This window comes from Allobaculum sp. JKK-2023 (assembly GCF_034745455.1).
Taxonomy (GTDB): domain Bacteria; phylum Bacillota_I; class Bacilli_A; order Erysipelotrichales; family Erysipelotrichaceae; genus Allobaculum.
In genome coordinates this window covers 1,562,998-1,588,467 of sequence record NZ_JAYERV010000003.1, presented here as the reverse complement: position 1 = coordinate 1,588,467, position 25,470 = coordinate 1,562,998, and the positions used below count along the sequence as shown (strand labels likewise).

The following is a 25,470-nucleotide window of genomic DNA, read 5'->3' as shown; positions in this document are numbered from 1 at the left end:
CGTAGATCCAACCCCATAAAACCAGGACAAACCGTATTTCTGTATGAGACTTAAAGCCTCGTCTTTTCAAGCCCTGGCACAATGGAAGGTTTTGTGATTTGCGATTCCATTTTCGAAGCGGCAGGCTCCGGCTTTCGAAAATGGAAATCAATCGAAATCAATCGAAATTGATAACGAGAAAGAAAATTAGCCAAACGCTAGAGCTAGAAAAGGAAACAGAATTCTATGCAAGGATTACGTTCAATGGTCCATAAGGGCCTTTCCCTGTGTGTTTCTGGATTTGTCGGCGCTTCCATACTCTGCGGCTGCTCGGCTGGATCCCCAACGTCCAGTGCGAATGCAACTCCAGAAAATCCGATGATTCTCGACCTTGCCCATGGTCTTTCAGAAACGCATACCGTTCATATTGCGATGACGGAATTTGCCAAAGAAGTAGAAAACAAAACCGGCGGACGCATCCGCATCAAAATCTTCCCGAATGGTCAGTTAGGATCCGAAGATGAAAATATGGAGCAGCTGCAGGCGGGGGTCATTGCGATGACCAAAGTCTCTGCTCCAGGTCTTGCCACCTTTACCGAAGAATACAACGTCTTTGGTCTGCCCTATATCTTTGAATCCACCGAAGACTTCTATGAAGTGATGGACTCCCAGGGCATGCGCGACTTCTTCTTATCCACTGGAGACGATGGATATGTCACGCTGACCTACTACACCTCCGGTGCTCGTTCCTTTTACACCAAGGACAAACCAATCCGTACGCCAGAAGATCTCAAAGGTCTGAAAATTCGTGTCCAGAACATGAAAAGCCAGACGGACATGATGAAATACCTCGGCGGTACGCCAGTTGCGATGTCCTATGGAGAAGTGTTCACTTCCTTACAGACTGGGATCATCGATGGAACGGAAAATAACGAAACGGCTTTAACCACCGGTAAACACGGTGAGATCTGCAAATACTACTCCGTTGACCAGCACGCCATGATTCCTGATGTTCTGATCATGTCTGACAAAGTCTGGTCGCAGATCACGCCTGAAGACCAGCAGCTGATTTTAGAAGCGGCGCATGAATCCACGGATTCGCACAAAATCATGTGGGATCAGGCGATTGAAGAGGCGGTCAAAGAAGCGGAAGAAACGATGGGCGTAACCTTCGTTTATGACGTCGATAAAGAAGCTTTCCGTCAGGCGACTACCCCCATGGTGGAAGAGTACTCCGCCCAATACCCAGGCGTGGCCAAGCTGCTTGAAGTGATCGAGCAGGCCAGAAAGGAAAAATAATCATGCAGGAAATTTTAGGCAAAATTAAATATGGCATGGACAAGTTTCTTGCGATCTTCTGCGCGATTCTGTTGTCTTTCATGACCATTCTGGTCTTGATTCAGGTGATTTCCCGCTATGTATTCAACAGTCCGGCAGCATTTACGGAAGAACTGGTCCGTTACTCCCTGATCTGGACCGGATTTATTGGAGCGGCGTATGCCTTCTCCACGCGTGAACATATGGCTTTAGGTCTGGTCAAAGATAAACTGACTGGCGAGCCGAAAAAAGCATTGATGGTGTTTATTGACGCCCTGATCTTATTGATCGCGATCTTTGTGATCACGATTGGCGGATTCAAGCTGGCGATGTCGGCCCGGATGGAATTCTCTGCTTTGTTAGGCGTTCCAAGAAGCCTTGTGTATGGCATTGCTCCGGTTTCTGGCGTCTGCATTATCCTCGCGCAGATCATCAATCTATATGAAGATTTGACCGGCAAAACGGTCAACTGGGCACCAAAATCCAAAAAAGCGGCTGCCAAGGAGGTAGAAGCATGAGTCTGACTTTCGTTACAATCCTTCTGTTTGCGGTTTTTGGCGTCCTGCTGTTTGCAGGCGTACCGATTTCAGTTAGTATTCTGGCTTCTTCGATCGTAACTGCCTTATCGTCCCTCTCCTGGGATCAGGTCACTTTTATTACCGTGCAGAAAATGTGTACGGGCGTTGAATCTTTCTCGCTGTTGGCTGTGCCCCTGTTCATCCTGGCCGGCAACATCATGAACAATGGTGGAATTGCCCGCCGTCTGGTCAACCTGGCCCAGCTGCTGGTTGGCAAGGTTCCAGGATCCATGGCCCAGGCCAATATCCTGGGCAACATGTTATTTGGCGCTTTATCTGGCTCTTCGGTAGCCGCTGCTTCGGCTATGGGTGGGTGCATTGCCCCAATCGAAGAAGAAAACGGATATGATCCTGCTTACTCGGCAGCCGCAAACATTGCCTCTGCTCCGACGGGTCTTCTGATTCCGCCAACATCGGCTTTCATCGTCTACTCCACAGTAGCCGGCGGTGTTTCGATTTCGACTTTATTTATGGCGGGTTACCTGCCTGGTTTTTTAATGGGCGGTGCCTGCATGTTAGTGGCTTTCATCATGGCCAAACGCATGGGTATGAAACCTACGCCAATCAAACTGGATGGCAGTATCTGGAAAGTGGTCTGGGATGCGATTCCTTCGCTGCTTTTGATTGTCATTGTGATTGGTGGAATTGTCGGTGGTGCCTTTACTGCCACCGAAGGCGCCGGTGTCGCTGTGCTGTATTGCCTGATTCTGTCGATTGTTTACAAGAGCATTACCTTCAAAAGCTTCATGGAAATTCTGCTCAACTCCGCAAAGACTTCTGGAATCATCCTGTTTCTGATTTCGGCTTCTTCGGCCATGTCCTTTGTCATGGCGTATGCCGGAATTCCAGAAGCCATCTCGAATGGTCTGCTGTCTTTGACCGATAACAAGTACATCATCTTACTGCTGATGAACGTAATTCTGCTTGTGGTCGGGATGTTTATGGATATCACACCAGCGATCCTGATCTTCACTCCGATCTTTTTGCCGATTGCGATGAAGTTTGGAATGAGCGATATCCAGTTTGGCGTCATGTTAATTTTCAACATGTGCCTTGGCAATATCACCCCGCCCGTTGGGTCGGTTCTCTTTGTCGGTTGTGGAATTGGCCATGTCACCATCGAGCAGGTCACTCCAAAACTGGTTCCTTACTTTGTAGTCCTGGTCATCGCCCTGTTAATGGTGACTTTCATTCCGGGTATTTCGCTGTGGATCCCGCAGCTGCTTGGCTTGATTTAAACGGTTTAAAAACGATCAACTCTCATCCATTCTCTCATGTTTTTCATTCGTCCTTTTGAATGGAGAAAGGCCGTCTGCCGCAAGATCTTTGACTGATTCTTACGCGCAGGCGGCCTTTTTTTGCTTCTTGGTTTATGAGTGGAAAGCCAGGCTGTTCAGGTTGGCCTCCTGGTTGGTATAGAGAGGATTGGAAAGCAGTTCGCCCTGGGGTGTAACGAAAGCTTTGGCCGCCTGCGGATCGTCTTGAAGCAGCCATAAAAACCAGGCGGTCACATAGCCATCGGCTGCATACAGCATCTGGTCATGAGCGGTCTTCTTACGACGAAACTGGACTTTGGGAGCTGAAATTTCGTTGGCGATAGCCGTCAATTGATCGCCAGTGACGACCCAGTCATCCCCGCCGCCTTCGCCAGAAGCCAGCAGAATAGGAGTCTGAATCTTGGCTGCGTCATAGTTCCATTCCAGATTGTGTGCCAGTTCCATATTGGTTGGCGACAGGGCGGCGGCTGCTTTATAGACCTCTTTGTTTTTGCCTTCTGTGATGGCGTTGAACACTCCAACACCACCTTGGGAGTGACCGACAATCCCCACGCTGGAAAGATCAACTTTCTGATAGAAGATGTTTTCTTTATTTTCTTCAATCTGTTTATTTTCATTCAGTCGGCGCAGATGAGATACACACATGTCGGCACCAAAGCCATTCCAGGCATACATTTCTTCTGTTCCAATGACAATAAATCCCCATGAGGCATAATGGCGGGCCAGACGCGAGTACTTGGAGAGAGGCGTTCCACTTCCGTTACAAAGAACGATCACTGGATATTGACGATCGGTGGTTTCCAGATTAACCGGATAGGCGATTTCGTATTTCTTGAATTCCTGCAAAGCGGGCTGCTCAAGCCACGCCGTTTCATACGATCCGTCGGCAAGATATCGAGCTTCGATTTTGCCGCCTGTCTGGACTTCAGATTGGTAATGATTTGGGATGGCAGGCTTATTTTTGAGGTAGATCCATAAGCCGACAAGAATAATCGCCATTACAATTATAAAAATCAAAATGATTTTGAGAAGTTTTTTCATAGAGATCTCCGATTAATGAACGGATCGGCTGGTCATTGTCAGGGGAATGAACAGATACGCGCCGATGAAGAATTCTGGAAAAGACAGGCAGGATCCTGAGGTTGATTCCAAAGACATCGTTTTTACAGCCGATCGTGATACGATCGTATCCTAAAAGATCTGATTCCAGTCGTCAATGCGGATGCCGGTTGGGGATACAAAGAACCGGATTCGTATCCGTATTCCCAAGTGGCGCTTGATTCAGGCAGGGAAATTAAGAAAGGAAAGCCAAAGTGGAAAGACAGAGTCTAGAGAGGGAAGAGAAATGGATTCAAAAACGAAGTCGTTCAGAAAAGTGGTCAGTGAAGATCTAAAAGAATGCCTGGCTGATGCGCTGCTTCAACTGATTGTGAGCAAGCCGATGGAAAAGATTACCATCGATGAACTGGCTGAAAAAGCCGGCGTTGGCCGCGTCACTTATTTTCGTGCCTTTCATTCCAAGCAGGAAGTTCTCACCTTCAAGATTGTCCGTCTGTGGAATGAATATGCCAGGAAGCATGATTTGGAAATTCACGACCGTTTTGATCTGGAGAATGCCAGGGCCTTTTTTGCGTTTAATCTTGAAATCCAAAATGTGCTTCAGGTGCTGTATAGCGCGGGATTGCAGCAGGTTCTTTATGATGCATTTTGTCAGATTCTGCTCAGTTTTGAAAAAGAGGTGGCTCTGCTGCATCGCTTTCGCGAAAAGTATTATGCCTATGGACTTTATGGTTTGCTTGATGAGTGGATCCTCAATGGTTTTCAACCTGGGCCAGAGCAGATGGCAGACATGCTGATCCAGATTGTCCATTCTCCGTATGTGATTCAGCCAGAAGAAAACAAACAGAAAAAATGAACAGAAAGAAAAGACCATCGGAACGTTCTGAAGAAGAACGATCGATGGTCTTTTTTGTTTGTTGAATGGTTCAATGCGTGTCGACGAATACGTCCAATCAATGCGTGTCGATGAATACGTCCAATCAATGCGTGTCGATGAATACGTTCAATCAATACTGGTTGTGGATATCTTCAAAAGCGGCAGGCAGATTGCGCATCAGGATATGCGATCCATCATCCAGAACGGCTGTGCCATTGACGGATCCAAAGTATTGGTGCTGGTTGGAGCGAATGACTTTCATATCAATATCCGCTGCTCGATCGAGAATCGGGGTGAAGACGGCTTCAAACCGGCGGTCATTGGAGGTCAGTACCCAGGGCAGCATGGGATCTTGGGGAATATAGAAACGGATCTGGTCGAGCTTATGGATTTTGCCGCGGTAGAACAGGACGTTTTCACTGGCTGCACGCAGGTCGCCAAAGCCATAGCCAAGATTGAAACCGAATAATTCACCATCGACCATTGCCGAAGCGGTCCCCCAGTACCAGTGGGTCTTATACGGCCAATACCCGCGGCCCCAGTCGAGAACACCGCAGTTTTCGTCTTTGCGGAAGCGATAGATTTTGTAGTTGAAGACAACTTTTCCTTCAACTGGCATGCAGTTGCATTTTTCATTGAGGTAAAAGTGCTTGCGATCCTTCCAGGGGGTGAGGATGTTCATGGATTCTTTGGGGAAATCGGAAAAGCAAAGGTCGGCTTTGAAAGGGCCATGACCGGCCAGATTCTTCACTTCGCAATGTACCTTGCGCGATTGGGGCGTGAGGTCGTAGTCAAGAATTATATTTTTGTTTTCAAAATGAGCAGCCCCCTGACTTGAAGTTTGGGGCATGAAGAAGTCTTTGGCGGGTGGCAGCAGTTCGGTCTGGGTGGCATCCACTCCTTTGACCAGATCCAGAAAGGAAACACTGGCCATGCGGATATAGCCAAGATCTGAAAGCGTAAAGGCGACGGCAATCTGACCAGTATTGACCAGATAGTAGTCCCATTCTTTCATTCGCAGACGGGAGACTTTGATGCGGGAACGATCGTAGTTCCAGTGGGGATGGCGGGCAAAGCCAACTTCACCTAGAGTTCCATCCTCGTGGTGGGTAAAGACAGGTCTGAAGATTTCGTGTTGGTTCATAATTTTCCTCTTTTCTTTTTTGTGATGAAAGAACGGGCAATGTGATGAAAGCTCTTGTCTTTATCATAACCAGAAACAGCCAAAGAAGAGAAAGCGCTTTCGAAAAATGGGCTGTTTTGAAGGAGATCATTGGTGAAAAGGAAAATGTGTGATCGGATGAGTGTTTGTGGAACGAAAAGAAGCCGCAGAAACTGACGGAGAATGAATGATTGATCCGAAGAGACTGTCCTTTTTTCGAAGGGGCAGAAAAACAAGAAGAGGGAGAAAAGGCCTTTGGTCCATTTGAGATTTCAATCCAAATGAATGGAGGTGAATGAAAATGATCAAAATGACCAGAATAGATAAAGGAAACGGATAGAACAGGTAAAAGACATGGAGGAGATGACGAATTTTGGAAAAGTCGAATCGTAAATAAAGATCATAATCCGTCATATTTGATGATGAAAAATGAAGTGAAGACTCTTGAAGAAAACTGAAGGAAATATAATAAGCTATGAATGATGCTGGAGAATTGATATAGAAAAGAAAACCAAATTAAGAATTATAATAATTGAAATCGATATAAATACGATTCGTATCGTCCTTAATAGACTGTAGACATCAAAGTGAAGTAAAAAGACGAATGCTGAATCATCCAAAGAAGATTGGCGAAATTTGGGAAATATGGAATGAAGGAATTTGAGAATAAATTTGAATGAATTTGACAGAAAACGCTTGCAATCCTCCTCGCTATCCAGTATGATTCAAGTGTCATTAAGGAAGAGACAAGTTGAAGAAAAAGGAAGGATGATGAATGATATTGGTAAGAGGTGAACTGAAATGATTGCAAACGAACGACAACAGCGAATTCTCGAATATCTGGCCGAGCGTAAAAACGCCTCTGTCAATGAACTGATGGATCTGCTGGATGTATCTGACAGTACCCTGCGCCGGGATCTGCTGTCATTGGAAAAACAGGGCAAATGTGAACGGGTCCATGGCGGAGTCAGCGCAATCGCCCCTGTGCAGGCTGAAGACCAGAGCATGAATCTGCGGCGGACGGAATTCCATCTGGAAAAGAAGGAAATTGGACGACGGGCGATCGATCAGGTCGAAGAAGGAGATCTGATCTATATCGATGCTGGAACAACCACCGAAGCTATGCTTTTACAGCTCGATATTCCTGGCGTGGGCATTGTGACCAACTCTATCAACCATGCAGCCCTGGCCGCCAACAAAGGCTATGAGGTAACACTGATTGGCGGACGGTTCAAATCCATTACGGATGCGATTGTCGGTGAAGAGGCACTCGACTTTCTGGATAAGTACATCTTTGATGCCGGCTTCTTTGGAACCAATGCAATCAGCCCCGATGGAGATCTGCTCACGCCTGACTTGCATGAGGCAGCCGTGAAAAAGAAAGCGATGCGTCAAAGCCAGCGCGTTTATGTCCTCGCCGATTCTTCCAAGCTCGACAAAACTTCCAAAATCCGCTTTGGAGATCTCCAGCATGCGGTCCTGATCTGCAATGAAAACCCAGATCTTGAAAATGCGCTGATTCTTCAGAACCAGCCAGAAAGGGAAAAAAGATGATCTACACACTGACCGCCAATCCCTCCCTGGACTACATTGTCCGGGTAAAAAATCTTGAGATTGGCGAAACCAACAGAGCGTACGAAACAGAAATCTTTGCGGGCGGCAAAGGCTTCAATGTTTCCAGCGTATTGTCTGCTTTAGGCTATGACAGCATTGCTTCCGGATTCACAGCCGGTTTTTCTGGCGCTGAACTCGAACGGCTGTTAGAAGCAAGAAGTTTTAAAAAAGACTTCATTCCATGCTCCGGGCGCACCAGAATCAATGTAAAACTCAAAGCCCAGGAAGAAACCGAAATCAATGGGACGGGTATTGAAATCGATGATGCCCAGGTGGAAGAGTTGTTCGATCACTACAAAGCAATCGCGGATGGTGACGTTCTGATTCTTTCCGGAAGCATTCCCGGCTGCTTAGACAAAGACTTCTATGCCCGCATTCTGGACAGCCAGAAAGACAAGGATGTTTTGTTTATCGTTGACGCCAGTGGTGAACTGCTGGCTAAATCGCTGCCATGTCATCCATTCCTGGTCAAACCAAACCAGGCCGAAATTGAAGAACTGCTTGGCATCAAGATTCACGATGATGACGAACTGATTGCCGCCGGCCGCAAGCTGCAAGAGGCTGGTGCCTCCAACGTTCTGATTTCAAGAGGAGCCAAAGGAGCCATGTTAATTGGTGAAGATGGCGCCATCTATGAAGCAGGATGCCCACAGGGAAAACTCGTCAACTCCGTTGGAAGTGGTGATTCGATGGTTGCAGGGTTTGTGGCTGGATGGATCGACACGCATAGCCTGGAAGAAGCGTTCGTTCAGGGAATCTATTGCGGAAGCGCAACGGCCTTCTGCGCTGATCTTGCCCAGAAAGAAGATATCGACGCCTTAAAAGCGTCCTCGCCAATTACAGTTTGCCGCACCGCTTAGGTAAAGCGCCTCCTTTCTGAATGGACGCTTTGATCAACATTCTGGTTCGATTGAAAAAAACGGATCAGGAAGGATTCAGGGCATGACTCATTCAGAAAATGAAAACACGATCTAAAAACAGGATCCGCTGGAAATCCAAAGCATAAGATCAGAAATCCAAAATGGGATCAGAAAATAAAAAGGAAATTTTGGAAACCGATACGGACTGTATCGGCTCTTACGCAAATGTAGTTTTTAACACTGATAATCCTGGTGAATGAATAAGCTGGAATCATTCATGCTGTTGATTAAATAACATTACCTAATCTGAGATGAGTTTAGCTATCACGTTTTGGGTTATTGTCATTAGTAGTAATAACTATCGTTTATAATAGTCACAATGACTAAACACGCTATTTGCATAAGAGCCACTGTATCCGCAGTCTGTTTCAAAAAACAAAGCTCAAAAACAAGCAAACTAAGACCTGCCTGATTGGGATGGGGATCCTGCCAGGCAAGTTGGGACTTTGAAGACAGATGGGGATCATGTCTTCGAATTGAGTCCTGCACCATAAGCTTCAACGATTCGAAAAATAAAAACTGACAAATCTGACAAAAAACGAGGTACGTATGAAGATTAAGGATCTGCTCGCTTATGAAGCGATTGATGTTCAGGCATCAGCTTCCACAAAGGAAGAAATCATTAACAAAGCCATTGATCTGATGGTAAAATCCGGCAAGATCAATAACCGCGAGGCGTATGCCAAAAAAGTATTTGAGCGTGAAGAAGAAAGCACAACTGGCGTCGGCATGGGAATCGCCATTCCTCATGGCCGCGATGCTGCCGTAACCAAAGCCGGCCTGGCTGCCATGGTCATTCCAGATGGCGTTGAATATGCTTCCCTGGATGGCCAGCCCGTTCATCTGTTATTTTTGATTGCTGCACCAGAAGGCGGCAGCGTGCACCTGGAAGTCCTGGCTAAACTGAGCCGCATGCTCATGGATGAAACTCTCAATGCCAATTTGCAGAACGCCAAAACTGCAGATGAATTTTTACAGATTCTGACCGATGCGGAAACAGCGCTGGAAGGACCGGCTGAAGAAGAAGCTCCAGTCAACACCAATGCACCATTCATCCTGGCCGTCACCAGCTGCCCAAATGGAATTGCCCATACTTATATGGCTGCTGAAAACATTGAAAAGAAAGCCAAAGAACTTGGCTATCGCGTCAAAGTTGAAACCCGTGGTTCTGGCGGTGCGAAAAACGTTTTGACGGCTGCTGAAATTGCAGAAGCGGACGGTATCGTTGTTGCAGCCGACGCAAAAGTTCCAATTGACCGTTTTGATGGCAAACGCCTGATTCAGGCTCCTGTATCCGATGGGATTCACAAGCCAGAAGAGCTGATCGCAAGATCACTGGATCCCAGTACTCCGTTATTTAAAGGCAATGGGGCGGCTGGAGCCGATAGTGCCGGCGGCGAAAAAGAATCCGGCTGGCGTGCTGTCTATACATCGCTGATGAATGGTGTCAGCCATATGCTGCCATTTGTGATCGGCGGTGGTCTGATGATCGCGATTTCCTTCTTGATTGATGGTTTCTTTGTGGATATGAACAGTCTCGAAGAAGCAGAACGTGCTTTATTCGGTACGATCAACCCGGCAGCTGCTTTCTTTAAAAATGTCGGCGGCCTTGCTTTTGGCTTAATGCTCCCCGTTCTTGCCGGTTATATTTCTGAAGCCATTGCGGATCGTCCGGGTCTTGCGCCAGGCTTTATTGGCGGCCTGATTGCAGCCAACGGAAAATCTGGCTTCTTAGGTGCTTTGCTTGCTGGTTTCTTAGCCGGTTATTTAGTAAACCTGTGCAAGAAAATGTGCTCCAAACTGCCAGCCAGCCTGGAAGGCATTAAACCAATGCTGATTTATCCATTACTTGGTATTGCTTTAATCGGTGCAATTATGGTTTACCTGGTTGAACCTCCAGTAGGATGGCTCAATACCCAGCTTAACTTCTGGCTCGAATCTCTGAATGGTTCTTCCGGTGTTCTGCTGGGCGCTCTGCTTGCCGGCATGATGGCTTTAGATATGGGCGGTCCGTTCAACAAAGCTGCTTATGTATTTGGTACGGCTTCTCTTGCTGCCGGAAACTACTCCATCATGGCTTCCGTAATGATTGGCGGTATGGTTCCACCTCTTGCTATTGCTTTAGCCACTTATTTATTCAAAGACAGATTTACCGAAGATGAAAGAAAAACTGGCCCAACCAACGTCATCATGGGTCTGGCCTTCATTACCGAAGGCGCCATCCCGTTTGCGGCCAGCGATCCACTCCATGTTTTACCTGCGTGCGTCGTTGGTTCTGCCCTTGCTGGTGCTCTTTCTGAACTGTTTGGCTGCACCCTCATGGCTCCTCATGGTGGTATCTTCGTTGTCCTGACCATTGGCAACCCACTGATGTATATCGTTGCTTTAATTGCCGGAACAATCGCAGGTGCTTTGATTCTTGGATTCTCCAAGAAGAAAATTGCAGCAAAAACTGCCCCAGCAGCTGATGAAGAGGAAACTGTAGCAGCCGCAGCATAAGTTTAAACTTACTGATTGACGAACCTGATCGAGTATCAAAACCTTCTCCTTTTTCAATCTTGTCGACTTGGTTCGTTCCCTTTCCTGGCTGGAATTCTGGATGAATTCCAGCCTTTTTAAGTTCCTGACTCGACAAAACAGGCCGACTCGACGAAATTTTTGTCGAGTGACTCGATGAAAATTGGTACTCTTTCCACAAATGTGTCGCATGTTTGTTGGCGTAGAACTTATTTGTTTTTGATTGCTTTGCCTTAAGAATTACAAATTATTATGGAATGCTTGTTTGGATAAGTCCGGCTTTGAATGAGATGCTTTGCTTTTCCAGACGTCTTCTTGCGCCCAAAAGAGGGCATTGTCGGCAGAAACTTTTTTTGGCTCTGGCAGAATAAAGAAGACTTAACCAATGAGTTAATGTGTTCTACGTTCTGGAAGCGGAGGGAAAAATGAACGTTTCAGCTTTTTATATGATTCTGATTCCCTTTTTAGGGACTACACTGGGAGCAGGCTGTGTATTTTTGATGGGCAGTCATCTCAATATAAAACTTCAAAAGGCACTGACTGGTTTTGCGGGAGGAGTCATGGTTGCGGCTTCGGTCTGGTCTTTGTTGATTCCGGCCATTGACGAAGCAGCTGATCTGGGCCCGTTTGCCTGTGTGCCAGCTGCAGTTGGATTTTTAGGCGGGATCTTCTTTTTGCTGATCCTGGATATGGTCGTGCCGCACCTGCATCAGAACAGTGATCAGCCAGAAGGCATCCATACAGATTTAAAAGACAGTATTCTGCTGGTGCTGGCTGTGACTCTCCATAATATTCCGGAAGGAATGACGGTAGGCATTGTCATTGCGGGCTGGCTGAGCGGGCAGACGATGATTACCTTGTCGGGGGCGATGGCTCTAGCCATCGGAATTGCCATTCAGAACTTCCCGGAAGGAGCGATTATTTCCATGCCTTTGCGCACCCAGGGACTGAAAAAGTCAAAAGCCTTTGGATACGGCTTTTTATCGGGAGTAGTTGAGCCGATTGCTGCTGTTGTGACTTTATTGCTGGCTAATCAGCTCCTGCCGTTTTTGCCCTACCTGCTCAGTTTTGCAGCGGGGGCGATGATCTATGTTGTCGTGGAAGAACTGATTCCGGAAGCTTCGCAGGGGGACCATTCCAACCTGGCCACTGTGGCTTTTGCGCTTGGGTTTACCTTGATGATGGTGTTGGATGTTGCCCTGGCCTAGGAAAGTCAGAAGACAGCTTCAATCCCTTGAATCAATAGGATAGATTCTGAATTTTGTCCTGAAAACAGAAACAGCCTGGAATTCTCCATTTTCCCTTTGGAGAATTCCAGGCTGTTTTTTCGATGGTCAAAAGTACAGGATTTATACGCCATAATCGATTTGAATGTTGGAGGGGTTGCCGACAACCGAATCGACATACTGGCGGATCCATTCTTTGGACAGATCCAGACCATAGTAGGTCATGTAATGATTCGCGATCATTTCGTCATTATATTCATGAATCGTCGTGGTCCGATAGGTCCGCAAATCAGGTGTGATATAGGTGACGGTTGGAGTAAATTTGACGTTTTCAAAGGTAGCTTTTTTCGTTTCAAAATCATAATCGAGCTGGAACTGCGCCATGCCCCCAACCATGCTTTCATCACTGTTCTGGGCAGAAACAAAGTTGCCTAACGAATAATAGACCAGTGTGTTCTGATCCTCAGAGACGAGAAATTCAACGGGCTGAATGACATGGGGATGGGTGCCGATGATGACTTCAACGCCCTGGTCATGTAAAAACTCGGCAATGGCCTTCTGCTCAGGCTGGATGGCCGTTTTATACTCTTCACCCCAGTGCATGGAGACAATCTGGACGTCACTCACCTCTTTGAGCGCATCCAGCTTGGCTTTCATCATTTCATAATTCACACTGTTGTCTTTATTGCGATAATCATTGACCAGCCAATCCGATCCAAAAGGTTCAGATAAGCCATTCAGACCATAGGTGAAGGTGCAAAGGCCGACTTTAATCCCATTGATCTCTTTGACTTGCGGATTGTCGGCATGTTCTGGGGTGGTGTGGGCTCCGGTTGCACTGATTTGCGGATGATGGTCCTGAAGGTAGTTCAGTTCCGTAATCAGGCCCTCACTGCCGGCGTCTAAAGAATGGTTGCTGGCAACAGAAATCCAGTTAAAGCCGGCAGCGGCAATCGTATCGATCATTTCTAAAGGTCCGTTGAAAGCCGGATAGCCGGAAAGCCCGTATTCATCTCCGGCGCAGACAGTCTCAAAGTTGATGTAGTTCAGGTCGGAACCAGAAGTATACGGTTTTGTGATTTCATAAATCGGAGAAAAGTCTCGATTTCCGTGATCCTGTTCATAGTAAACAAAAATTGTATCATGAAGCAGATTATCCCCAACGCCGGTAAAGGTAAAGGAGGCTGTATTCTGGTCAATGGCTCCTTCATGCAAAGGGCTGTCGGCAGTCGTTGGATCTTGTTTGGGAGCAGGACGAATGATTTTATAGAGCGCAAAGCCCATCAGGCCAAGACTGGATAGGATCAATGCGAAACAAACAGTGATCATGGCGATGCGAAGTTTTCGTTTCCAGATGCGCCGGCGCTTTTTTTGGGCAGAGGTATTTGTTGTCATGATCGAAGTATAGCATTCAAAATACGGGTTATGGAATCGCTTTCAGAAACAAAAGGGCAATTTGGTTGATAAGTGGATTTAAAATTGCGCCCAACTTCTTTTTGATCTTCAAAGCCAGATTCCAAAAGCCTGAGGGCGAAAGATAAAAACCTGGAAAGCAGAAAAGAAATAGGAACTGAGGAGTTAAAACAAAAAATCCCCCAGAAATCTGGGGGAAAGATAGAACCGATCAAGTTTATTTGCGTCCTGAGGAAGGGGCAAACGCGACCAGCTTGTAGTAGGTGCGGGAGGTCATCTTGTAAATAATCAGATAGATCAGCGCAAAGATCACAAAGCAGGCCAGCATGACGATCAGAAACAGATTCTGATTGGCCATGTTCATGCCGGACAGAATGCGTGTGAGCATAGGGAATGCAAACAGAATATGCAGCAAAGAGACCCCAAGCGGTAAGAAGAACATGAGCATGACCTGATCGTTGATCACTTTCTTGATCTGGCCGGAATCCAGTCCGATTTTTTTCATGATCGTAAACCGTCCTTTATCTTCAATTCCTTCGGAAATCTGCTTGTAATAGAGGATCAGAATGACCGTCAGAATAAAGAGAGCGGACAGATAGACACCGATAAACAACATACCGGAATACATGCCAAAGACATCCTGCTTCAGGCTTTCTGTATTTCCAAAGGTAAGAATCGACGTATTGGAGCCATTGTTCATCAGATCATTATGAATGACTTCCTGATGATCGACTGAATCTGGCGTATCAAACATCAGATGAACGTTCTGGGCCATTGGCGGCAGCGTATCGAGATGACCGGCAGCTAATGTTCCGGCGGCTGGGTATTGCTGGAGAAAACGAAGTTCTTCAGGCAGTTTGTCGATGGAATCTACAATTTCAATTGTGCCGGTATTGTCGGTGAGCGTTAAAGTTTCGGGTTCTGTGGCTTTTCCAATCACAATGACCTGGCCAGGACCAGGGTTGAGACTGGTGCCGGCAATTTCATTGATGGATTCCACATCTACGACATAGAGCGGACGGTCGCTGTTTCCATACTGGTAGCTGTAGGTGGAAAGAAGATAGGAAAGCGGGTTGGTCATGGTCGTGCCGGCATTGTTGACGGCAGCCTGAACTTCGTTAATCACCGACTGTTTACTGCTGGTGTCTTCAGGTGTGAGGCCAATTACTGCTTCCATTGCATACTGGCGGGGATAAATCTGATTGTTGGTTTCATCAAGCGTTAACACCAGCGCCAGGGTTGTCGAAAGGGAAACCAGAACCATGGTCGACAGAATCGCAATGTTGGCCAGGGCAGCCGCATTTTGTTTCAGGCGATACTTCAGGGTCGAAATCGAGATGAAGTGAGCCGGTGGGTAATAAAGACGCCTGTTTTTCTGAAGCAGGGAGACCAGAACGGTGGTGCCATACATGAATAACAGGTAAGTTCCCACAACAACGAAGAACACAGCCACAAAAAACAACAGTAAAGCTTCCATTGGATTGGTGATGGTGATGGCCATGCCGTAGCCAATCACCAGGCTGACAAGGCCGAGAAGAGCCAGAATCCAGCGGTTTTTAATGGCCCGTTCGCCGGATTTTCCCTGCTGGAGTTTTTCAAGGGGATTGGTCCGGATGGTGGCATAGATCGACCAGAAAAATAAGGCTGCAAAACAAAGGCCCATCCAGAGTGTGGTAATCCGGAAGCCATACCAGGAAAAATAGAAGCCAAAGACCGGATCGAGGTGAGCAATTTTTAAAACCAGCAGATAAATCAGCTTATCCAGGCAGATTCCAAGCGGAATTCCTGCCACTAAAGAACAAAAGAAAATCACGACCAGCTGATAGAACTGAATACGGATCAGATGGGATTTGTTCAAGCCAAGAACCGCGAACAGACCATTTTCCTGAGTCCGGTTTTTGATCCAGACACTGTTGAGATAAAACATGAAGATCAACACAAACAGAAGAATGATCCGATAGCCAAACCCCATCATCATCTGAATGTAGCCGCCCCCAAACGACTGGCCCAGGCCTGGATTGTAAGCCAGGGAGACAATCGCATACAACATGGCTGTCATGATGATCGAACCGCCGATAAAAGGGATGGAGATTCGATAGTTTTTCTTCAAAGACTGGAGAGCAAGCTTGAGATAAATGGCGTGCTGCATCAGATGCGCTCCTGATTGGCCATTAAGGTCAGGGTTCTGGAAATCTGCTCATAGAAATGTTCGCGGCTCTGGTCTTTGCGGTACAGCTGATGGAAGATCTGGCCATCAGCGATAAACAATACGCGGGTGGCATAGCTGGCAGCACTGATGGAGTGGGTAACCATCACAATGGTCTGGCCTTCTTTGTTCAGTTTGTCAAACAGTTCAAGCAGCTCCTGTGAACTTTTGGAGTCGAGGGCCCCGGTTGGTTCATCGGCCAGCAGGAGCTCGGGATTGGTGATCAGCGAACGGGCAACGGCAGCGCGTTGTTTCTGGCCGCCGGAAACTTCATAGGGATATTTTTTGAGCAGATGCGTAAGACCAAGCTGTTTGGCCAGTGGATCCAGGCGCTTTTTCATTTCTGGATAACGCATTTTATTCAGGACCAGAGGAAGCAGAATGTTGTCGGCCAGATTGAAGGTGTCCAGCAGGGAATAATCCTGGAAGACGAAGCCTAAATGGTTGCGGCGAAAATCACTGATGGCTTTGGAAGGAATAGTGGAGGAATCCTGGTCATTGATATAGATTTTGCCGTCTGTTGGTTTATCGAGGGCTGCCAGCAGGTTCAGCAATGTCGATTTTCCGGATCCGCTTTCGCCCATGATGGCGACAAATTCGCCAGGCTCAACCGAAAAGGACACATCGTGCAGTGCCTCCACCTGCACGGCGGAAAAACGAGATTTGTATATTTTCTGTAAATTGCAGACTTCAAGAATAGGCATATTTACACTCCTTACCTCAACTGGATGGATCGATTTGCACGAATCCCAGTTACAGCTTCCAGTTTAAAAAATCCACAGCCTTCCAGCCATGGACTTGTCTAACGAAACACCGCTGACTCTTACAAGCACGCAAGAGTGAGATTCCTAATGAAAAAAGAAGTGAAAAAACCAAGAGAATGGGGATCTTACGCAATCTGTGTGGTCCGCTAAGAATTACTGATAAGCATTCCTTTACTTGAAGAATTAAAAAATAGACTGATCAGAATGTCCTTAGAAAACCACAGACTTTGCGTAAGAACCGAGAATGGTTTACCACTTCTTTTTGGATCCTGATGCTAGTCGTGTAAAACAGAATCTTTGTCAGAAACTTCAGTCTAACCTTTAGATTTCCTGCTTTTCAACCGTTGCCGGAATGGTCAAATCACTTTTTTCTTCCAAATGTTGGGAATTAAGGATTTCTTGAATATCGCCATCATTCAGGCCCTTCGTTAAATGAGGTTGTTTTATCCCTGATAGGATAAAACGGTTGCATTCCTGTCTGCGAACAGTGTTCGGCATTAGCCGGCGGGAGAAGGGTTAAGATACAAGATCCTTATCTAAGCCCCGCTTTGAGGACCAAAACTCCCCGAAGGGAATCCAAATCCAAATTTTATGGGATACAGCCCAGTATCGCAGTACTGGCATCCCGCATCCCCCTTACCGACGCAGGACCAGCCTTGAGGCTTTGGCACAATCCGAAGATCGTTCCGCCGCCAGCTTTGGCAGGGGGAGTAAACAAATATGAGTTCAAAACTCAATGGTGATTTCCAATTCGTGTTGGAAAGCGATCGAGTACGGAAGCATATCTTCTGAAAGTTCATCGAGAAGAACCATTTTTGCATCCTGCCCATCGATTTTTAACATAAATTCATCGCTATGAAGACGGATTCGAAGGGAATGGCTCTTCTTTCCCGCAAACGGGAAAATCCAGATGGAACGAACCGGCGTCATTTGCTCATAATTATCGTTTTCAAATCCTGCATCGTCGCTGTTCTTTTGTGATGAGAAAAGACGGCTCACATAATAAATCGTACGATCCACGATTTTTTGAATGGAAATATGATTCTGAATTTCAATATTCAAAAGCATGATTTCCTTGCGGTCATTGTGCAGATGACTAAGGTAATCAAATCGGACTGTTCCAGAACTGTCGGTATCTTCAACAGAAGTATGGGCCATTTTCTGATGAAGAACATCGGAATCGAACAGGAATGGACGAGAAGGATCACTGATTGAGCGAATGATTTCTTCGATGGAAAGACTTCCGCATTCTTCTGGATTGGCAAACTTTGCGATAAAAGCCGGAAATAATTTGAATTGAAGAATCAGCTTAATCCATCTATCAATCCATGGTTTTGGAAAAGCCAGATATTTTGCAGGTTCGGAAAGTGAGTTTTTATTGGGCCGGTATTCTCCTTTGGATTTGCAGTTCAATTGAGCCCCTTTAGAAGTTGTTACAGTCCATTATATAAAATTACTCTTTATACATTCTAATACAGCAAACTCCAAAGTTTTATTGAGATCAGGTTTGGTTCCAGGGTTCCTGCTTTAATTTTAACAAATTCTTATCCAATCTGGCAGCAACTCAGATTTATATCTTTTTATATTAAAAATATATCAATTAATTTTGATTCAGCAGCATTTCTAAGAGCTTCTAAAAAAGCAGAATGTCCAGGGTAAAACGCCATCCATGAATTCATACTTCTGATTTGACTGATTTATAAATCTTAATAGGTTGTTTTGGCGATTTATGGTCTTGCAAGAAACATACAGTCGGTTTTGTTTTCAGTCTTTAAAATACAGAGCCGGGGGAAATTCGATCGATGCAATGACACCTGTTTTGCCTTCGGGTAAATCCTTTCGGTTTTCTATTTTGAGCGTGCAGCCAAGCCGATGGCAGATTTCATCCGATAAATACAGGCCAAAGCCGCTGGACGCTGTAAGGTTGTTATGGCCGTTTTTGCCGGTAAACCCTTTTTCATAGATTCGGGGCAAGTCTTCTTTGGCAATTCCACAGCCCTCATCCAGAATCGAAAACGTGGTCGCCGTGGTTTTGATGGTAAGGGTGGAGAAGTCTGGGGTGTATTTGAGCGCGTTAGAAAGCAGCTGCTCAATCACATAGCCAATCCATTTGCGATCTGTGCAGACAACGCCTTGATCGAAATCACAGTCGATTGTGATGTGGCGATGGATAAACGAAGAAGCATTTTCGCGGATCAGCGGCCGGATGACAGATTCCAGATTGACGTTTTGAATCCGGTAGTCCGAACCATCCAGGCGCACATAAATCATGGCCTGGCTGACATCGCGGGCAATGCGTTTTTCACAGCGGATAAGTTCTTCCCGGTCTGGGTTTTCCAGCTGCAGCTGTAATTCCATGGCTGCTAAGGGCAGTTTGATCTGGTGTGCCCACAAGGAAAAGTAATTTTCCAGATCGGTCTGCTCCTTTTTGGCGCTTGACGAAGTCGAGATCATTTTCTGATTGAGTTCTTCCATCTTTTCAGCACAGGACTGCAGCGAGCGTGGATATTTTTCCGGATCAAAGACATCCCCGGCTAACAGATGCTTAATGGTATGAAGTCTTCGCAGATAGAAGCCAAGATAGACGAACATGAAAAAGGCAGTAATGGCCAGATACAACAAGGCCAGTTCAACGGGCTCGGCATAGATCCAGCAAAGAATGGCCATCAACAAAGCACTGCCAAGCCATGCAGCCAATAAAAGCCAGTTCTGGGCGAACAGATCTTTGAGATAGGTCAGATATTTATATCGAATGGGTTCTTCTTCAGTTAAGAAATACTCTTCGGGTTTATAGACAGGAGCGGACATGAGGATCACCAGGCCTTTCAGAAAGAGAAAACAGAGCATCGATCCAGAAAACAGGGCATCAAAAGACTGAACTTTTGTTGGGCTTTTCTGGATCTTTGTTTACTCATTTCAAGATAGCCAAATTCAATCGAAAGTACCACCAATCTTCTCAAATGAAAGATTGAGCAGACAAAAACAGGCAGCACGTTTTTATGGGCTGCCTGCAAAAAGGGCAAAAGAAAATCGGAAAACGAGAACCTGGAAAGGATGAAGGTTTGCAGCCGAAAACCGAAAACCGAAAACCGTTTTCTACTCGGGCTTGCGCGCTTCGATGACCCAGAAGCCTTTATCGCGGGTGACGCGACGGGTTGTCAGTCCCAGTTCATTGAGTTTATCCATCGCACTTTGCGCCCCATGCTGTTTGCGGATCACAATCCAAAGACTGCCCCCAGGAAGCAGATGAGCGGCAGACTGTTCAAATAACGAATAGATGACCTGTTTGCCGGTGCGGATGGGTGGGTTTAAAACGATCAGCGGATAATTTTGATCATTGACGGAGTCCTGATTGAGAACAGTGGCTTCAATATTGTATCTGGCATAGTTCTCTTCGGCTAAATGGCAGGCCTGGCTGTTGGGATCGATGGCGACCAGTCTGCTGTTCCAGAAACTGGCAAGAATCACGCCGATCACGCCGATTCCGCAGCCAAGATCGAGAAATTCAGTGACGGGTTTTACTTCTTTTAAAATCGTTTCGCAAAGAATGCGGGAACCAGTATCCAAACCTTCTTTAGAAAAAACGCCCGCTGAAGAACTGACCGTAAATGAGCGGCCGTTGACATCAAAGGAAATGGGAAATTCAGTGGTATCCAGATTGGGATCTGCTTGATAATAATGAGACATAGTTACCTCGAAAAAAGACAGGGAAATCCCTGTCTTTGTTGTTTCTGTTGATATTGTGAATCCAGAACCGGCGGATGAAAACCTGAATGCCCTGAGACTCAAAGCTGAGAATTTCAAAGGAGGGATTCAGATCGGGATCCAGCTGGCTATGCTCCAGCAATTGTACCGGCCGGACTATTTTGTTTCTTCTTTACCGTTTTCAACACGGAAGATCATCGCGCCTAAGGCTGGCACTTTGACATTGATGCGCCATGGTTGGTTGTTCTGTGGCAGGTGGAAGGCACGGACATTCTGGATGTCATCATTGGAAATCCGTCCACCGTATTTTTCCCACTGCGTGTTGAGCAGCTCGGTATAGGTGCCTCTGTAAGGAACACCAAACTGGAGCTGATAAGGGTTGGTTGAGAAGTTCAGGATAAATACGTAGGTGTATTTGCTTCCTTTACGCATGAAGGAGAACGTATTGTGATCGGCATCATCCGCATTGATCCACTGGAAGTTGGTTGGATCATAGCCATAGAAGAAGGCATCATTTTCCGTGCAGATTCCAGTCATATCTTCGAAGAATTTTTCGAAAGAAGCATGCATTGGATACTTGCGTAAGAACCAGTCGCAGCCTTTCATTTCGTCCCATTCACGAAGCATGCCCAGCTCGTTGCCCATGAAGTTTAACTTCTTGCCTGGGTGGCCGAACATATAGGTATACAGAGCACGGGCCTGGGCAAACTTGTCATCATAGCTTCCCCACATCTTATCAACGATTGTTGCTTTACCGTGAACAACTTCATCATGACTTAAAGGCAGGATGAAGTGTTCGGAATAGAAGTAAGCCATCGAGAAGGTGATGTCATTGTGGTGCCATTTGCGGTAGATTGGGTCGAGTTTGAGATACTTGAGGGTATCGTTCATCCAGCCCAGATCCCACTTGTAGTCATAACCGAGACCGCCATCGAGTGTTGATTTGCAGACATTCGGGAAGTCGGTCGAGTCTTCGGCAATCAGCATGATTTTGCCTTTGTATTCCTGGTTGAGGGTGAAGTTCATGCGCTTGATAAAGTCGGTTGCGCCTTTATTTTCGCCCAGCATCTTGTTGCCCTTCCAGAAAATCGCATTGGAAATGGCATCCATGCGCAGGCCGTCAACATGGTATTCTTTGAGCCAGTAGTTGGCAGCGGACATTAAGAAAGAGCGGACGCTTTCTTTCCATAAGTCAAAGTTGCTGGTGCCCCATTCGGAGTCTGCATCTTCGTGTTTGGGATATTCGTAAAGCGGCGTACCGTCAAAGTAGGCCAGGGCATAAGCGTCTTTGACAAAATGGACAGGAACAAAGTCCATGATGACACCGATGCCGGCATCATGCAGCCGGTTTACAAATTCCTTGAGTTCGAGTGGTGTTCCATAGCGGCTGGTAACGGAGAAGAATCCCGAAACCTGGTAGCCCCAGGAGCCATCAAATGGGAATTCAGAAAGCGGCATGACTTCAACATGAGAGAAGTGGTACTTCTTGCAGTGAACGATCAGTTCATCCACGATATCGGAGTAGTGGACGAACAGGCCGTCTTCGTGCTGTTCACCGGCACCGGGGACTTCTTCAACACGGGTGTTGCGGTCGCGCCATGAGCCAACATTCATTTCGTAGATCGAGATCGGTTTATCAAAGCCTTTAGTACGAGTTTCCATCCATTCCTGGTCAGTCCAGCCATCAAAACTTAAATCTGTAATGATCGAATCGTGCTCGGGACGAACTTTGGCAGAGAAGCCATAGGGGTCAATTTTGTCCACAACGTTCCCATTCTGCTGGGTAATTCTGTATTTATAAGCCTGGCCGCATTTTGCTTCGGGAACAACGACACTCCATACGCCTTCGGCATCTTTTTCCATCGGGTTTTTTGTAGTGTCCCATTCGTTAAAGTCGCCAACGACTGAGATAGCCTGCGCATGGGGTGCGTAGACAATAAAGCTGACCCCTTCTTTTTCAGGGTGAGCGCCAAAATACTCGTAAGCATTCAGTTCCCGACCTTGAAAAAAGGGGGTAAGATCCATTTTTTTCATGGGTTTCCTCCTGACTGATAGGTTTTTTATTATTCATCTATCATTGTATATCAAAGGCAACAGATGGAAAGAATCAAGAGAGAAAAAATGACTATTGTTCAGGTTTAATTTTTTGTACGTTCTTACATTCGTCTGTATTTCCAATTCGTGAGATCAGGATTGGTGAACAAAACGAAGCAGATTAATAATTATCTCATGGTCTCTTTTGAGAGGGACAGTGGGCGCCTGAAAGAATCGGATTGGGACGAAATACGGTCTGTAGGCTCTTGCATTCGGTCTGCGGCTGTCTTCTTTTAGCGGATTCATTTTATTTCCTGAATCTGAACCAGGCTGGAAAGAATGCTTTGGCCGGCCTCTTTCTGCTCGCTTCCATCCCATGATTTCCGTCTGATTTTAGTCTGAAGAAGGCATGGAAAATGGAAGGTCCTCATTCTTTGGCCGGCCAGAAGAAGAAAGTAAAAAAAACAAAGAGTTCACTCTGGAAACCGGAAAATGTACAGGAAAGAGCGAACACCTGTTTCGAATGGATGCTTCAAAGGAGTACAGACAAGAAGAAACGGTTTCGAGGACAAAAACAAAGAACGATTGATTTTAAACACTTCGATCATCATTCAAAAAACATCACTGTAAATCGATCATAAAAAAACCGGACGAAAATCCGGTTTTCATTGCCTTTTTCAGGATGTTTATCCATCTTGTCTGTCCTGGAGACAAGAAATTTCTTCCTTCGCCTCATCCAGTACAGACTTTTCACGAGTTTCAGCCTGAAGGGTGGCTTTATCTTCTTTTTTATCTGGATGGCTGGCCTGATAGTCTTCAATCAGTTTCTGGTATTCATCCAGAATCGTAACCAGTTCCTCATAGGTCCGGATTTTGGACAGGCGGTCTTTGTATTCATGGCTTTTCGGAAGACCTTTTAAATACCAGCTGGCCAGGCCGCGCATCTGGGAGAGGGCCACTCGTTCATCGAGATCTTCGCAAAGCAGCCGGGCATGGAGTTTGCATGCAGCAAAACGCTGCTCAAGTTCAAATGTATGATGTTCGCCGGTAAAGTAGTCGACGCATTCCTGAATCAGAAAGGGATTGCCAACAATGCCGCGGCCAATCATCACGCCGTCACATCCGGTTTCGTCCATCATGCGGACCATGTCTTCCACGCTGGTTACATCCCCATTGCCAATCACAGGGATAGAAACCGCTTCTTTGACTTTCTTGATCCAGCTCCAGTCCGCTTTGCCTTCATACATCTGGGCTCTGGTTCTGGCATGCAGGGTAATCGCGCTGACGCCGGCTTTTTCCATGGCTTTGGCCATTTCCACGCAGTTGATATGGTCTGCATCAAACCCCAGCCGCATTTTGACGGTAACTGGCTTTTTGACGCTGGCCACCAGATCTTTGATTAGATCATAGGCATAGTCGATATCCTTCATCAAGTAGCTTCCGGCTTTGGCCTTGATGACTTTATTGACCGGGCAGCCCATATTGAAGTCAATGATATCGCAATCCGTTTCTTCATCCAGAATCCGGGCGGCATTTAAAATTGTATCTTTATCATGGCCAAAGATCTGGAAGGAAACGGGGTGGTCATTTTCGTCGGATTTCAGCATCCGCCGGGTTCTGGTGGAGTCATAGTAGAGGGCTTTATCAGAAACCATTTCATTGCACACAAGGCCAGCCCCAAACTGGCGGGCGATCGTGCGAAAGGCTCTTGTCGAAACACCGGCCATCGGTGCAATGACAACGGGACTAGGCAGCGAGATCTCCCTGATCTTCAGAGACATGGCTTTCGAGTTCCTCACTTTCTGTCAGGTTCTTTTCGTTTTCTTCCAGAATTTCTTTCAGTTCCTCTTCATCGAAATGATACGTTGTGTTGCAGAAGTTGCAGGTGACATCAGCCCCATGGTCTTCTTCAATCATTTCTTTGAGGTGTTCTTTGGAAACAGTACGCAGCAGACCGGCTGTTTTTTCTTTGGAGCAGGTGCATTTAAAGGCGATGGGGTTGGTTTCCAGAACTTCTGTATCTTCAAACAGATCCAGAGCCAGCTGATCGAGAGAAGAGTCATCGTAGTGGGCGATCAGTTCTGTCATTGGCTTGAGGCCGGACAGCACATTTTCACAGATGGAGATTTCAGCATCCGTAGCATCTGGCATCATCTGTAGGACGAGAGCGCCAGCAGCTTCCACCACGCCGTTTTCATCGATTTTGACACCCACGCTGACAGCCGTTGGGGTCTGTTCACTTAAGGTGAAATAGTAAGCAAAGTCCTGACCGATTTCGCCGTTCTGGAGTTCGACAGTGCCGGACCAGTTTTCTTCCATCTGTAAGTCTTTGGTGACAATTAAGGTTCCTGGCAGACCAATCAGGTCACGGACTGGCAGGTGAGCTTCCTCTGGAGTGAGTTCTGGGTTGGCGACAAATCCGCGGACATTGCCATTCGAGTAAGCATCGACAACGATCGAACCCAGAGGTCCGGTCCCTAAAATGTTGATGGTTAGCATTTCCTGTTCGCTTTTGAGCATGCTGCCCATGATAGAGGCGATCGATAAGACACGGCCTAACGCATCCGCACTGCCATTGGGCAGATCAAACCGGTCCATCGCGTCCTGAACCAGGTCGGTTGTCCGGTCAATATAAAATCTGACTCTGCCATCGAGAGCCATCGCTTTAACAAGTTGATCTTTCATACAATTCTCCTTTCGATTCCATGATCGAATCTTGCAGCAGGGATCTTTCACAGGTCTATCCAGTACCTGAATCAAATATGAACTGTTTAACCTCATTGCTTTCCAAAATTGAGAAAGGAGGGATCAAAAAATGGATC

19 protein-coding genes are annotated in these 25,470 nt (G+C 46.5%); 8 read left to right on the top strand and 11 right to left on the bottom strand.

Annotated elements, in window-relative coordinates:
- Positions 1-225 precede the first annotated feature (225 nt).
- From U4956_RS06490 to U4956_RS06480, 3 genes are read left to right on the top strand one after another with little or no spacing between them, the layout of a single operon-like run.
- Complete coding sequence (locus tag U4956_RS06490; RefSeq protein WP_323089739.1) at positions 226-1,278, top strand: TRAP transporter substrate-binding protein; 1,053 nt, start codon at positions 226-228, stop codon at positions 1,276-1,278.
- Between the two features lie 2 nt (positions 1,279-1,280).
- Positions 1,281-1,814 carry a TRAP transporter small permease gene (locus tag U4956_RS06485; protein ID WP_323089738.1) on the top strand — a complete coding sequence of 178 codons (534 nt, stop codon included), beginning with the start codon at positions 1,281-1,283 and terminating at the stop codon, positions 1,812-1,814.
- Positions 1,811-3,112: a TRAP transporter large permease gene (locus tag U4956_RS06480; RefSeq protein ID WP_323089737.1), complete on the top strand. Its 1,302-nt coding sequence runs from the start codon at positions 1,811-1,813 to the stop codon at positions 3,110-3,112. The genes U4956_RS06485 and U4956_RS06480 overlap by 4 nt, the downstream gene beginning before the upstream one ends.
- Positions 3,113-3,244: 132 nt before the next feature.
- On the opposite strand, the gene U4956_RS06475 is transcribed toward U4956_RS06480, so the two are convergent.
- Positions 3,245-4,192 (bottom strand): alpha/beta hydrolase family protein, encoded by a 948-nt coding sequence (locus U4956_RS06475; RefSeq protein ID WP_323089736.1) that lies wholly within the window; start codon positions 4,190-4,192, stop codon positions 3,245-3,247.
- 304 nt (positions 4,193-4,496) lie between these two features.
- Here U4956_RS06475 and U4956_RS06470 point away from each other — a divergent pair, with 304 nt between their 5' ends.
- A complete protein-coding gene (locus U4956_RS06470) occupies positions 4,497-5,066 on the top strand; it encodes a TetR/AcrR family transcriptional regulator (RefSeq protein ID WP_323089734.1) in 570 nt (189 codons plus the stop codon).
- Between the two features lie 151 nt (positions 5,067-5,217).
- Here the strand turns inward: U4956_RS06470 and U4956_RS06465 are convergent, their stop codons facing one another.
- Positions 5,218-6,231, bottom strand: coding sequence for a DUF2804 domain-containing protein (locus U4956_RS06465; RefSeq protein WP_323089733.1), 1,014 nt, complete (start codon positions 6,229-6,231; stop codon positions 5,218-5,220).
- Positions 6,232-7,050: 819 nt separating this feature from the next.
- On the opposite strand from U4956_RS06465, the gene U4956_RS06460 reads away from it, so the two are divergent.
- The 4 genes from U4956_RS06460 to U4956_RS06445 all read left to right on the top strand — a co-directional run bounded on the left by U4956_RS06460 (position 7,051) and on the right by U4956_RS06445 (position 12,508).
- Complete coding sequence (locus tag U4956_RS06460) at positions 7,051-7,803, top strand: DeoR/GlpR family DNA-binding transcription regulator (RefSeq protein WP_323089732.1); 753 nt, start codon at positions 7,051-7,053, stop codon at positions 7,801-7,803.
- Entirely contained in the window at positions 7,800-8,723 is a 924-nt protein-coding gene (gene pfkB, locus U4956_RS06455; RefSeq protein WP_323089731.1) for a 1-phosphofructokinase, read from the top strand. The genes U4956_RS06460 and pfkB overlap by 4 nt, the downstream gene beginning before the upstream one ends.
- A 609-nt stretch (positions 8,724-9,332) precedes the next feature.
- On the top strand, positions 9,333-11,282 hold the full coding sequence (locus tag U4956_RS06450) for a fructose-specific PTS transporter subunit EIIC (protein WP_323089730.1): 1,950 nt from the start codon (positions 9,333-9,335) through the stop codon (positions 11,280-11,282).
- 443 nt (positions 11,283-11,725) lie between these two features.
- Entirely contained in the window at positions 11,726-12,508 is a 783-nt protein-coding gene (locus U4956_RS06445) for a ZIP family metal transporter (RefSeq protein WP_323089729.1), read from the top strand.
- 141 nt (positions 12,509-12,649) lie between these two features.
- Here the strand turns inward: U4956_RS06445 and U4956_RS06440 are convergent, their stop codons facing one another.
- The 9 genes from U4956_RS06440 to hslO form a co-directional block, all read right to left on the bottom strand.
- Positions 12,650-13,921 (bottom strand): CapA family protein, encoded by a 1,272-nt coding sequence (locus U4956_RS06440; RefSeq protein WP_323089728.1) that lies wholly within the window; start codon positions 13,919-13,921, stop codon positions 12,650-12,652.
- Positions 13,922-14,156: 235 nt separating this feature from the next.
- Positions 14,157-16,088: an FtsX-like permease family protein gene (locus U4956_RS06435; RefSeq protein WP_323089727.1), complete on the bottom strand. Its 1,932-nt coding sequence runs from the start codon at positions 16,086-16,088 to the stop codon at positions 14,157-14,159.
- Positions 16,088-16,849 (bottom strand): ABC transporter ATP-binding protein, encoded by a 762-nt coding sequence (locus U4956_RS06430; protein ID WP_323089726.1) that lies wholly within the window; start codon positions 16,847-16,849, stop codon positions 16,088-16,090. Before U4956_RS06430 ends, U4956_RS06435 begins: the two co-directional genes overlap by 1 nt.
- Before the next feature lie 786 nt (positions 16,850-17,635).
- Positions 17,636-18,322 (bottom strand): hypothetical protein, encoded by a 687-nt coding sequence (locus U4956_RS06425; RefSeq protein WP_323089725.1) that lies wholly within the window; start codon positions 18,320-18,322, stop codon positions 17,636-17,638.
- Between the two features lie 351 nt (positions 18,323-18,673).
- Positions 18,674-19,717 (bottom strand): sensor histidine kinase, encoded by a 1,044-nt coding sequence (locus U4956_RS06420; RefSeq protein WP_323089724.1) that lies wholly within the window; start codon positions 19,715-19,717, stop codon positions 18,674-18,676.
- 288 nt (positions 19,718-20,005) lie between these two features.
- Positions 20,006-20,596, bottom strand: coding sequence for a class I SAM-dependent methyltransferase (locus U4956_RS06415; RefSeq protein WP_323089723.1), 591 nt, complete (start codon positions 20,594-20,596; stop codon positions 20,006-20,008).
- A gap of 174 nt (positions 20,597-20,770) precedes the next feature.
- Positions 20,771-22,648 carry a 1,4-alpha-glucan branching protein GlgB gene (gene glgB / locus U4956_RS06410; RefSeq protein ID WP_323089722.1) on the bottom strand — a complete coding sequence of 626 codons (1,878 nt, stop codon included), beginning with the start codon at positions 22,646-22,648 and terminating at the stop codon, positions 20,771-20,773.
- A gap of 686 nt (positions 22,649-23,334) precedes the next feature.
- Positions 23,335-24,429, bottom strand: coding sequence for a tRNA dihydrouridine synthase DusB (dusB, locus tag U4956_RS06405; protein WP_323089721.1), 1,095 nt, complete (start codon positions 24,427-24,429; stop codon positions 23,335-23,337).
- A complete protein-coding gene (hslO, locus tag U4956_RS06400) occupies positions 24,395-25,333 on the bottom strand; it encodes an Hsp33 family molecular chaperone HslO (RefSeq protein WP_323089720.1) in 939 nt (312 codons plus the stop codon). Before hslO ends, dusB begins: the two co-directional genes overlap by 35 nt.
- Positions 25,334-25,470: the final 137 nt, after the last annotated feature.